The organism is Allomuricauda sp. NFXS6, from assembly GCF_040148835.1.
Lineage (GTDB): Bacteria > Bacteroidota > Bacteroidia > Flavobacteriales > Flavobacteriaceae > Flagellimonas.
This window is the reverse complement of sequence record NZ_JAGEMG010000004.1, coordinates 258,557-272,842: the sequence shown is the minus strand read 5'-3', so window position 1 is coordinate 272,842 and position 14,286 is coordinate 258,557. Positions and strand designations below refer to the sequence as shown.

The 14,286-nt window shown below is 43.7% G+C and carries 1 protein-coding gene; it reads right to left on the bottom strand.

Translation table 11 applies throughout. The features are described from left to right. Positions 1-10: 10 nt before the first annotated feature. On the bottom strand, positions 11-14,281 hold the full coding sequence (locus J4E06_RS08370) for a T9SS type B sorting domain-containing protein (protein WP_349523575.1): 14,271 nt from the start codon (positions 14,279-14,281) through the stop codon (positions 11-13). Positions 14,282-14,286: the final 5 nt, after the last annotated feature.

The following is a 14,286-nucleotide window of genomic DNA, read 5'->3' as shown; positions in this document are numbered from 1 at the left end:
AGGTTAAGCGTTAATTTCGGTATAATGTAAAGTGTCCCACAAACTCTCTGTCGTCTTGTTCACCTTTAAGCTGAACAACGTACCAATAGTCTCCGGTAGGCAATGGTTTTCCATCGTAATTACCGTCCCATCCTTGCACGTTCCGGGCCATCTCTTCCACTACTCTACCATAACGATCATAAACCTTAATTAGTACGTCAGGGAACCCTTCAATGTTGTCAGGTATCCATATATCGTTGAGACCATCGCCATCTGGTGTAAAGAAATTAGGGAACTCAACATCTATGAACTCCATAAATATTTCAGCTGTGGCCTCACATCCGTTTTGATCTACCACGGTAACGGTATACGTATCGGTTCTATTGATGTAGAAAGTGTTGTCACTTCCGTTATCCACGTCATTGAAGTAGAAGGTATAATCTTCCACGCCTCCTTCAGCTATAGCTGTAATCTGGTTGATATTATTGTTCTCCAATGTTAAAACCAGAGGTTCATAAGCTTCAATGGTAAAGTCATAAGTAGTCATACATCCATTGGCGTGTGCAATGGTGATGTAGTGGTCACCTGGCGCCATGTTCCTATAATCGGCCGTCAATTGCATGTCTGCTGGATCGGTTGAATCCAGAGCATACATTAAATCACCGATAATAGATTCGTCTTCGAAAACAATATCCAAATAGTTATCGGGCATATTTCCGGTACACTCGTAAACAGGTGTTACCGTTGCCGCAAGGTTAACTCCCGGCTCTATTTCCACGATTACGTTGGTTTCACAACCTTGGGCATCCCGCACAAATACGACGTGGGTACCTGCGGTTAGGTCTTGGAACGAGAACTGACCTTGAACAAAGTTTGCATCTGCACTGGAGTTTAAGCTTGTTTCGTAAGGTGCCGTTCCTCCAGAGATTTGCACTTCGAACGAACCATCACCGCTTTCAAAACATACCTCGTCCATAATGTTGATGGCTTCGGCGACAACAGGTTCTGGTTGGTTGATCTCAAATTGGAAGGTGATGAAACATCCATTCACATCTTGAGCGATCACATCATAGATGCCGGGTTCTAGATCAGTAAATGTGTTCGTCGTATCAAACTGATCTAGATTGGGTGAAATTGCGTAAAGGATTTCACCTGTACCACCCGACACTTCAACAGTAATAGTACCGTCGTTCATTCCTGAACAAGTAATATCTGTAAATTCTTCTCTTTCCACTACCAATGGTTCTGGATCAACTATGGTAACTACAGGAGAGACCTCAACACAGTCTTCACTGGTTACTCGTACATAGTAATTACCAGCCAATAGACCACTGAATGTTCCATTGGTTTGCGGACCATCAACTAGGTTGGTCAAGGCCGCATCGCTGAACAATTCATAGTTGTAGTTGCCAAGACCACCTGTTGCTTGTGCAATTATGGTTGCAGATGCTTCGCCCATACAGTTTATTATGGCCGCTGAATCATCTATTTCCAACATCAATTCTGGCACTTCATCTACGGTAACTTGGTTGGATATCAAAGCATCACAACCATTGGCATCTCGCACGTAATACTGGTATGCTCCTGGTCCTACATTAAAGGTATGAGTATCTCCATCGCTCATTGCAGTAAAGTTGATCCCATCGGTACTATAGAAATATGGTGCTGTACCACCCGCTGCGCTCAACATAATTTCTGCATCGTTGTTACACGTCATGGCACTTACTTGAACAAGACTTGCCATTACCTCTGTTGGTTCTGTAATGGTTATCCTTGGGGTTTCCATACCACAGTTCCAACCATCGGAAACCGTGATGCTATAAATCCCCGCACCAAGTCCATTGAAGGTATTGTTGCTCTGCTCACCTGTGGTGAACACGATGTTGTTACCTGATGGGTCGTAGTAGTTTAACTGGTAGACATAAGAACCACTTCCTCCAGCAACATTATCTGCCCAAACGGAAGCGCTTTCGGCTCCGTAGCATAATAGGTCAATTGGAGCAGCATCAATATCTGCAGTAATTGGGTCTGGTTCTATTAATGTCAATGCTCTATCAGCAAAACAACCACCGTTGTCGGTTACCCTTACGGTATAATCACCAGCAGATAGTCCTGTGAACACATAGCTAGATACATTGTTCATCGTGTAAACTTCCGATGTGGTCGTATTGGTCAATACAATATCGTAAGGGGCATAACCTCCTGTTGGATTGATCAATATCTCACCTTGATCATTGGTACAGGTTACATTAGCCACTTCTTGTGGGGTATAATCCAAAGCTGAACTAGGAGAAACAATGGTTACTGTGCCAGATACAGCTGGACAGAACGGTGCACTGGTTCCCACAATTTCCACATAGTAGTTTCCACCGATCAAAGCGGATGAAGGATCTGGAATTTCGAATGGATTGGCACTTGTGTTGCCGCTTCCTGTTACTCCAGTGGTTGTTCCGTTTGCGTTGAACACTTCGTAATCATAAGGACCAACATATCCGGTTACATCAATTTCTATGGTTCCTGCATCACCAAAGCAGACTGCTGGCGCTGTTGCAGTGGCCACCACATCAATGGTATCGTAAGGCGCAATGGTATGTGTTGTTTCTACGTAACAACCTGTTGTATCATTGGTTGCCCTGAAGGTATAGCTGCCTGGTTGTGTCAAATCAAAAGTTGCCGTAGTCGCTGTTGAAGCCGTCATAGCTCCAAAAGGATTTCCTGCTGGCAACAATTCGAAGGTATAGGTATCACCTCCAAAGGTTTCCGTTACATTCAATGTTACTGTTTCAGGGTTGTTACAGGTAATCGCGACATCTTGATTGACATCCAGCGTAAAGGTATTCAACGGTTGCACCGTAATACTATCTGGGTATTCACATCCATTGGCATCTCTAACCACATAGTTGATGGTTTGTGCACTTCCATTGTCAACGATATCGAAGGTAGCATCGGAAGTGAAGCTGTTCCCTTCAAAACTGTACAGATAAGGATCAGGACCTGCAAAAGGAGTTCCTCCACTAGGGGTTACTGCAATGGTCGATTCATTTACAGTGTTGCTTGGAGAACACACAAAGGCCGTAGCCGTGGCCGTGGCACCCAACGGATTAGGTTGATCAACGGATTCAGTTTTGATGTCCTCACACTCCCTATCAGAAACCACACGCACTTGGTAATCTCCTGCTGGTAGATTTTCGAACAATGGCTCATCTTGAAGCGGTCTGCTCGGAGCACCTAGACTTACTCCAATCAATTCATATTGATATTCGGGGTTAGTAGCGGTTGCTGGATTAAGGTTTGCGGAGATGCTACCATCACTTCCTCCAAAACAACTTACATCGATAACAGTTGCATTCAATAATTCAGGATCCACCTTATCATCCAACTCTTGTGTAACCACATAAGTACAAGGTTCCGTGGTGTCCAAGTCTGTAATGGTAAATACATATGTTCCTGGTTCGGTCAGGTTAGTGAAAATACCATCATTGTTGGTAATCACGGTTGCCAAAATTGGAGAAATAGTACTGTATTCAAGATTAGCCGAACCCCCAGAAACATTAATGGTGATTTGCCCTCCTGGATCCATTGTACAATCAATAGGCTTAACCACAGTAGCATTGGCTGTCATAGCATCCGTAAGCACTACTGGACCAACTGTTGTGTCACAGCCCCATTGGTCTATAATATAAACCTCATAGGTTCCAGCTCCGAGACCGGAGAATATGGTACTTGTTTGTGGAGAACCTACATTAGATCCATTTCTGATCAATTGATATGTATAGTTGCTTCCTTGTCCACCACTTACAGGGTCGGTTGCAGGGATGCCCACAACTTCAATTTCTCCTTGCAGGTTGGTACAATTAGCTTGATTGATTTGCAAATCAGCAAGAATAGGATCAGGAATGGTCAGGTCAACGTCTGGTAACTGCGTGGCACATTCTTCTTGATCCATGATCCAAACCTCATAAGTACCTGCCGTAAGGTTTTCGAACCTTGGGCTGGACACATAGTTGGATGGATCGTTGGGATCAGGGTTTGGTGTGGTGCTCACATAGTAGGAGTATCCACCCCATCCACCTTGCACATCAACAACTTCAATGATACCATCGTTTCCTGGGTTACAGGTTATGGGGGTAACTTCAGTATTTCCTGTAATGGCCGCTGAAGGTCCTGCGATGTTGAAGGCTTCTATGTTTGTACATTCTGGGAATGCGTCTTGTGATATTTCAACAATATAACTTCCGGCTGGCAACGAAATTGGAGCCGTAGGACCGGTTGTACTGGAATTTCCATTGGTAACTGAAATATCGTCAAGTCTATCGTTAGGGGTTCCATTGGTATCATAAATGGTCCAATCGAATCCATCGGAATATGTGGCATCCAAAAGTTCAAAAGTAACTTCACCAGTGGCGGTACCATAACAGATGACATCACTTACCACGTTTACATCTATGGTAAAGGTGTTTGGGTCTTCAATGGTTTCCGAGGTAGTCACGGTACAACCCGTATCCAGGTGTCGAACCAAGAAATTGTGTGTTCCTGCGCTCAATCCACTGAATATGTTGGATGCTTGCCAAGAAGTTCCATTGTCAATACTGTACTCAAAACGAGTTGGGTCTCCTGCTGTTGAGGTTACGGAAATGGTTATTTCTCCATCGTTTCCTGGACTACAGCTGATAGGATTGGTTATCGAAGCAGTAGCATTGGTTATTTCATCAAAAGGAGCAATAGTTGCAGTAGTTGTTCCCAAACAGCCATTGTCATCATATACATTGATGGTGTAGTTGCCACCAGCAGTATTTGTTTCGGTATAAACGGGATTACCTCCATTTTGAACCACTATGGAACCAGCATCGTTGATAAACTCATAACGGATATAGTTTCCACTTCCACCCGTTATGGATGCTGTATCTACGGTAATGGTTGCATTGTTGGTATTGTTGCCTGCGGTACAGGCGAATTCGACTACATCAAGAACAATGTTGTCAATTGGCTCGGGTTCGATAATGGTTACCGTTTCAATATCGGTACAACCATTTGCCGCAGTTATCTGAATATCGTAGTCAATGCCCAAAGTGGAACCTTCTAGATTTGTAAATGTAGCCGCATTAGACGTTGTAGTTGAGGGAGCAATTGGTGTACTGATTGAGATATCGGATGCACCAATAATTTCGAAGGTATATGGGCCTATGCCATTATCCACAGCTTGTACGGAAATAGTTCCATCATCAGCACCATTACATATTACATCTGTATAGGTTGTAGTAAAAGAAGGTTGAGGAGCATCAGGCACATCCACCGAAATTGTTTTGTAACATTCTGGAGGAGCAGTTCCCATATCATAAACGATTACGTCATAACTTCCTGCGACCGCTGCGCCCGTCCAAACAAATTTGTTATCGGCATCCAGGACAAGTGCCCCCGAATCGTTAAATGATGCTACTGGAGCAATGATTTCGTAATTATATGGTCCAGCTCCTGTTATCACTTCGATTTCTAACTCCGCATTTGCAGCTGCTCCAGGCTCGCAATCCAGCTCAACAGTCTGAATTACGTTGAACTCTAAAGGAGGATAAATATCAAAAGTATCCGTATCGGCACAACCATTCAAATCTCTAACAGCTATAGTCTGGCCCGAGCCCGAACTTAAGCCTGAAACTGTGTATTGGTTGCTGCCATCAAAAGCAAAGTTTTGATATGCTGATCCATTCACACTGATTTGGAATGGGGACATGGCTACGGCAGGATTGTCCAAAGTAACCAATACCTCGAACACACCTTCGTCTACACACTCATCGATAACTGTTAAGGTTATTTCGGGTGTTGGGTCTTCGTCAACCGTAATAGGTCTTTGGAAGATACACCCATAATCATCCATTACATAAACCATGTAATCACCAGCTTCCACATTGGCAGAAGTACTGCTTGTCCAACCAGCCGTAGCTGCGGTAGGAGCAGGAGCGGAATCCAACAAATATTGATAGGTATATGGGGCTGTACCAAACCTTCCTGTTGCTGTGATTACACCCGCATTTGGGTTACAGTTATCATTTTGTGGGCTTGCCACATCCAAATCCAAAGCATTGGCAGATTCACGGATAGTAAATTCACCACCGTTTACGGAACACCCGTTGTTTGGTCCACCTACTTCAGAAAGCAATAGGTAATATTCTCCTGGAGGGAGTGTTGCAAAATTGTCAACAGTCACCGAAGTAGGAGTATTAACCGTTGCAGTTCCACTATGTCCTGTTGAAACATTGGATTGTCTGTTGAAAATTTCGTAGTCCACTGCGGTTGCTACTGCGTCGAATCCTGTGAACGTAAATGAAATGTTTCCATCAGCAGAACCAGTACAACTCACGTTGTTCACGGCATCCAAATTCGCTGTCATGTTAGATGGCGTATTGATGGGTGCCGCCGCTTCTTCAAAATAGTAGCAATTGGTGGTAAGGTCATAAACCACAAAGGTATACGTGATACCAGGGGTAAGGCCGGTAAAGGTAGCTGTATCTCCTCCAACAGTATCAGGGGTCTGATAGGTAGTTGAATAAGGTGCGGTATAGTTTTCCAAAATCGCAAATTCATAGTTTCCGCTTCCTACGGCAGAACCTACCGTAACAATTGCTGTACCCCCAGAAACGCAATCTGAAGTGGCGGTGCTTACATCAATATCAAGGTCATTTGGCGGGGAAGCGATGATTTCCGTCGTAAACGAGGCACAACCATTGGCATCAACTACATCAACCTGATAAATACCAAACTCCAATACAGTGAATGTATGATCTCTTGCACCGGAAGTAGTAGTGTAGGTTTGTGGAGCAATACCATTATTGGCCGTTAATATGTATGTGTATTCAGCTGTTCCGCCAGAAACACCAGAAACCGTAATGGAACCAGGATTGGTAACACCAGTACCGGTATCACAGGTAATAGGAACATCTGTTGTAGTATAGGTAATCGGGTTGGGTTCGGAGATTACAACAGGGAATGGCACAGATACGCAACCTTTATCATCGGTTATAGTAACTTCATAAGAGCCGGCAGGTAAACCTGTGGTTTGACTTCCATAGTTGGTTGGACCACTAGTTTCAACAACATTGATGGTATAAGGAGGCACTCCTACGGAAGTATCGATTACCACATCCAAGGCACCTGTACTTTCCCCATGACATAAAATGTCGGTCGGTGTAACGTTACTGATTACCGGCGGTACAGCAGGAGTTATTACAATGCTGCTGGTTACCACGCTACAGGTTGGTGTGGATGTATCGGTTACACGGAAAATGTAGGAGCCATCCGTATTTGTATTGAATACGTTACCAGTAAATCCAGTGTTATTATAGGTAGTTCCACCATCGTTGGACCATTCGTAGGTGTATGATCCCGAACCTCCATTTGCATTTATGGTAATGGTTGCATCAGCCAAACAGGTTAAATCATTGTCCAAGAATGCAGAAGCTGTCAGTGCTGGGTTTATAGTGGCGGTATCCGTAGCAGTACAACCATAGTCATCACGAACATCGATAGTGTAAGTTCCTGCCACCAAGTTTTCAAATGTATATGTTGTATCAGTTGATGGAGAAGGCGTAATCCATGCACCACCGTTCAAACGGAACTGATAATTTCCGTTTCCGTCGGTTACGTCCACTTGGATACTTCCATCATTGTTGCCACTATAACATGCTGTTGGAGTCAAGTCAAAGGCAATAGTTGCTGGCGGGTCAACGGTTATAACTGTAGTGGTATCCTCACAAGCATTGCTATCTCTTGCTCGTATCACGTAATCACCATCGGTTAAACCATTGAACACATTGGATGATTGGTAAGCCGCAAGAACGGTTCCTGCTGTATTTTCCAACTGATATTCGTAGGCAGGCGTTCCTCCCGTTGCTGTTGCCGTTACGGTTGCACCACCGTTGGTACAGGTGAGCTGTGTGGTAACCGAAGCAGAAACATCAACCACATCAGGTTGTGCCAAGGTTTGGTTGAGCACCACTGAACACGAAGGGTCTCTTAAATCAACAATTTCAATGGTATGGGCACCTGCTGCTAAACCATTAACGGTAATCGGACTTGCAAATTGAGCAGCGGAAACAGCCCCACCATCAACTTGAAAGGTAAATCCGATTGCTGGGTCAAAGTTTTCGGCCTCAAAAGTGATGGTTCCATCGGTATCTCCGTTACAAGTAATATCGGTATAAGCGGTAATGGCTCCATCAAAAGCATGGCCATCCTCAACATTCACGTCCAGCGTGATGAATCCACCACAAACTTCTGGAATTTGAAAAGCTTCAATATCATCTATGGCAATATCATTACCATTGATTACGGCCGAATTTGTTCTGATGACGATATCCAGGTTTGTATTTGCCCCTGGGTTAAGGTCAACAGAATAACTATGCCAGTCATTGGTACCTGTATTTTTAGGAACGCTACCGGTAGTTGTACTTGCAATAATGTTTCCTCCTGCATCCACCAACTGGATTTCAATGGATGGATCACCTCCACTAGTTCCGCTTCTTAACAAGTTGAAAGCTTCAAGAGATACTGTAATATCTCGGTTTGGAATCACTTCTACCCCTGTTTTTTGGTAAACAATACCGCCAACGCCGGCAACACCTCCCACATTGATGGCGAGGAATCTTCCGCTGGCCAAACCAGTATGATCATTAGGGCTTAGCCAAGAACCATAGGGATTTACAATATTTTGTGTTACGGAATACTCCCCATCTTGAATATGAGTGTCCGTACCAAAACCGCATAGGCTTGCGCTACCATCTTGTGGTTCGTAACAATAGGCAGGATCAATTTCTGAAATACTTGTATTTGGTCCTACTCCAAAATTTTCGGAAAGCAAAATACTTGGGCTTGGCGCCGAATTGCTTACGTAGTTTACGGTGATGGTGTGGCTTCCCACAGGTACATCTCCGAACACGTTTGAAGTGTTTGGCGTATTTGGATTACCGTCAATCTCGTAAGTGTAATCAAAATCTGTACTATTAGGTGTAACGGTAATAGTTCCCTCACCATCACACTCATAATCAATAGCAGCTGTTGCGCTTGGAGGTGTTGGTTCTGGGTCTATCGTCACGTTCATTGGATACGTACATAAGTTGGCATCCCTTATGTAAAGCGTGTGTGTACCCGGAAGCAAATAACCAATTGAAGTAGTATCGTAAGTAGAACCTCCATCAAAACTATATTCGTATGGTGCTGTTCCACCAATGGCATTGGTAATACGCACCTCAGCACCCATTCCTGGATAGCATTCCGCCAAAGCGGTAACTGCTGCGGAAGCTGAAAGCGTCAATGGCTCGTTAATAGCGTAAATTTCGGTTACTTCACAATTATTCGCATCCCTTACACGAATATTGTAGCTGCCTGCGGGAAGGTTTGCAAAAGTATTTGATGTTTGATAAGTAGCACCGTTGTTGATACTATAGGAATATGGCGCTTCACCGCCTGTTGGTGTTATGGTAATTTGTGCCTGTGATTCACCGCTACAAAGGATATCGGTATTGGTGACAGAAATTGCCAATGGATCATCTTGAACAATAGTAATGTCGTAGGTGGCCTCACAATAATCGGTGCCACCAGCATTATCCCTTACATAAACATCGTAATCTCCGACACTTGTTACCGTAATTGGATTGGTTGGTGAAAAATCTCCTGCAGTTGGCGTCGCTCCATCTGCGACAACGGCATATACATAGTTTCCATCTCCACCGGCGGCTGAAACAGTTATATCGGTGTCTGTTCCACAAGCTGTAATGTTCGGGGCCGAAGCGACCAAACTTAATTCAGGGTCGATAGTTATGGATGCTGAATCGGTACAATCATTTCCGTCTCTAACATTAATGGTGTACGTTCCAGAACCCAAACCAGTAAATACATTGCTGGATTGGAAAGGCCCTCCATTCAAATTGTATTCATAGTTTCCGTCTCCACCAGAAGTAATGTTCGCTGTCAGGGTCAAGCCTGTGGCATCATCATAACAAATATTGTTGGGGACAATATCGAGCACTGGTGCAATGGCTTCGTTAATTACAAAATCATCCGTGAATACACATCCATTGGCGTCGGTTACGGTGAACTGATAGGTTCCGCCAATGTCCAGTCCGCTGAACAAACCACTTGTCTGCGGAGCAGGCAGAGTGTAACCCCCTGGACCGGAAATAATTTCGTACGTATAGCTTCCCCATCCACCAGAGGCAGCAATGTTAACCGAACCATCGGCCAAACAAGTTGGTTGGGTAAGGGTTATTGGTGCTGTTATAGCTGCAGGAGGAGCGGCGATTGTAACATCGGCCGTATCCGTACAGTTGGTAAAATTGTCAGTTACTGTTATGGAGTAGGTTCCTTCGGCCAATCCGGTAAGTGATATGGTTCCGTTGGTTTCCGCAGTTCCCGAAAAGTTTGCAGGACCTGTTACGGAATAATCATAATCTGTATTGAAGTTGTTTACGGTGTATTCGATTTCACCGTCGTTATCACCAATACAAGTAATATTGCCCACCAATTGACCAGATACTGAAATTTCTGTTACCGGGGCAATAGTGAAACTTTCATCATAAAAACAACCATCATTATCAGTAACCCGGAACATATAAGTTCCAGGTGCCAATCCGGCAAAGGTGTTGTTGTTTCCATTGTTTACAGCGCTTCCTGCAGGGGATATAAGCTCATAAACCAAGTTGGGCTCACCTCCTGTTACGGACAAGGTCACATCTGAAACAAATGTTGGACAAAGCGGGTTGGTCGCTGTAAAATCGATATCCGTTGGAGGGTCCAAAGGATCTATGGTGATGGCATTGGTTGTGAATATACATCCTAAATCATCTCTAACGGTAACCGTGTAGGTTCCGTCAGTAAGGTTGTTGAACGTCGATGCACTACCAAAGTTCACACCATCGATACTGTATTCATAAGGTGCTGTTCCGCCCGTTACATTTTGAGCTTCTATAATACCGTCTTGCAAACAAGTGTAATCTTGTGTCAATACGGCATCAGCATCCAAAGCGAAGGATGGTGCAGAGATACTGGCATATTCAAAGTAATCACAGTCTGCGCTGCCTTTTCGTTGGTTGATGACTACGGCATAATCACCATCAGTCAAACCTGGAAAATAGCCTGATGTGTTGGTAGCCAAGGCAGTGGTTAGATCGTAGTTGTTCTCGTCGAAAGTTGTTGCATCAAACAAATAGTAAGTGAGTTGGAAGCCATTGTCGTCGACCAAATTAAAGGTAATCGCCCCAGAAGCATCACCATAACAAACCACATCGGTAACAGTAGTCGCGTTATACTCTGCTGCCGGCCTAAATTCAATAGAAACTGTGTTTGATATATCGTAACAGTTATTTCTGTCCACAACCACAAAAGTGTAATCTCCTGGATCATAGATATCAAAAATTTGACTGGTTTGATATTCCGAAGCAGGGATATCGTTTACTGATGGATAAGATAGTTGGGTAACGCCGTTCTCATCAACATAAGACCAAATGGCATAGACGTGAGGGGTTTGACCTCCTGAAGATTCCATTTGAATGTTACCTTCCCTGCAGGTGATATGCTGGGATATTCTTGCATTAAGTTCAAGGTCGGTCAAGTCGTTAATGGTAACTTGTTCGGTGTAAGCACAACCATCGTCCGTGGAAACGGCAATATCGTATACGCCGTCGCTAAGGTTTTCAAAGGTATAGTTGTTGTCGTTGGACGGTCCAAAAGTATCAACTACAGTACCACCAGAAGAGATTTCATAATAGTATTGTGCTTCTACGTTGAGCACAGAAATGGCAATTTCGCCCAATCCGTTACAGTCGGTATCTTGAGGGACTACATCAACTTGAAAATCCCTGTCCAAAATGCCAATATTATCCAACACAAATACACAACCATCGGCAACGCCCTGCTGTCTCATTTCAACCATATAGGCACCGTTGTTGGCGATGTCGAAACTTGGATTTGAGCCATAAGGAACAACAACATTCCCAGTGGATTGATCTACAAGTTGAAATTCGTAGGTCAACGGCATATTGGTTACGGTAATGTTTCCGTCCGTGTCGCAAATAATATCTCTAGAGGTATATTGCGGGTCAAGCGGGTTTTTGTAAATATCGAAGTAAAACCTACTAAAACATCCATTTTGATAGTTGATCACCAAACGGTATTGACCGTCATTTTCGGCTAAAAAGTCGTTTCCTGTATCAACTGTGTTCCATGTACAGCCAGCGTTGGTGTTGGCACAGCCATCAACAGATGCGCCACAACTTGTTTCATCCAATTGTTCCCAAACAATACTTGTGGCATCCGGGATGTTTATTTGAATGAGCTCTGTATCGTTAAGTCCGCACAAGAATATTTCCGGAAGCTCGCTTCCATCGTTAGGGCATATTTCAATATCACCATCAATGGTATTGGAGGTATCGTTTATCAATGCGGTAATCGGATTGGATTGCACCGAACCGAACAACTCCACCGTAATAATTTCCTGAAAATCTTTACAAGGGTCGGCTACTTGTTTGTCTACAATGTAGGTGCCGATTTCAGTAACCACTATGGTACTTGGGTCGTTGTCGGAATCTGCATCGGTAATTACCGTATCCGTGCCAACATCAATGGTATTGTTTCCGTTCTCATCGCGGTACCAAACGTAGTTATCAAAATTGTCTCCGGCATCCAATAGCACGTTGTCCCCACATAGTTGAACGTTTCTACTAAAACTACAAGCACTTAGGTCATCTAAAAGAAAGTTTGTTGCTCCGGGTGTACCAAATCCACAACCATTAAATTCAGAAACTGATGGGTCATCTGTAATCTGGGCCGAATTTATTGCTCCTTCATAGGTTGAGTAAGCTAAATTTTGAATGATATCGGTACATGCATCTACAAAGTCGAAACAGTTTTCGGCAACCTGCACGCGCATACGAATGGTTCCTGCTGGATCTCCTTCTTCAACAATGTTTTCTGGAATAGTGAACAATACTGTTCGCGTGGCAGGATCATAAGTATAAGTTACACCGGCTGGCATGGTTATACTGGACTCGTCTAGCGTTACATTGATGGGAAGTACATCTCGAATGGTATAATTAATCGCATCGTCGTTTCCTACATTTTGAAATGTAAGAACATAATCTAGATATTGTCCCAAATTAACACCTTGTCCGGTGATGTCATTTCCCCCAATATCTTCTACGGTCTTCGCTAGGTTCATTAAAGGCTCAATGATCTCAACATCCAACGAGGTGAAGAAAATATCGTACTTATCCTGGGATGATGAAGCTCTTAAGGTGGCACCAGTTTCACTATTTGGGATTACGGATTGACTTGGGTTTGGGATGGTGAAAAGGTCAACGTCCCAACCTAATGTGTTAACACTGTTCGGGTTACGATTAGTTTGAATAACCCCTTCATCCGTGATATTACTGTTAAAAAAGTTGTTTGAAGGGTTGGCCGTGTTCGATAAAGTGGTAAATGATGCGTTGCTGTCCGCTCTAATGGCCAATTGATCTCCACCGATTCTATTATCCCCCTCAAGAGCAGCAACACCAAGTTTTGCATTTACTGGGAAAGGGGCTGGCAAGGTGGTGAATCCACTAAATGGAATATCCACAGTTTCCCCGGATTTTATCCCGGCATATCCATCAAAAGTTGTAATGTATTTACCTGGCAGGGTTGGGTTCTCATATACTACTACTAAAGACCAACCACCAGAAACACCACCTTGGACATTGTCTCCAGAACTGGCCCTAACATTTGCCACGAAATATTCCCCATCTGGGTTGGCAAGCCCCGCAACTATTGAAGTTACATCTTTATAACATGCATATGGCGCATAGCTTCCAAAATCAGAATCACCATCTCCATCAAACAAAATTTCATCCGCCGTAAGGTCTACATAAGAACCTCCGGGTGCTCTGAACTTTACTTGATTGAAATCACTACTTCTATTATTGTCTCTGTAAACAGCTGACCAGTATAATCCCGCATAACGAATTAAAGAACAGTCCGAGTCTGGTACTGCCAAGGTTGCACTACTTGAGCTAAAGGTAGAAGGGTCGCCATCAATATCAATATATTGCATGTTGAGCCTGTCGTTATATTCTGAACGCCATCCTGTTGAATTATATGGGTCCTCAGGGTCGTTACCGCCCTCATCCCTATTTACTATGTTGTTTGCAATAAAGGTTAGATCACCCCTTAGCTCATTTTCGTAACGAACATCAAAGTCATTTTTAACCTGTGATATACCTGTATACATAAACAATAGCATACAAATAGATGTGCCCCATCTGAGTAGTGTTAATTTCATATGTT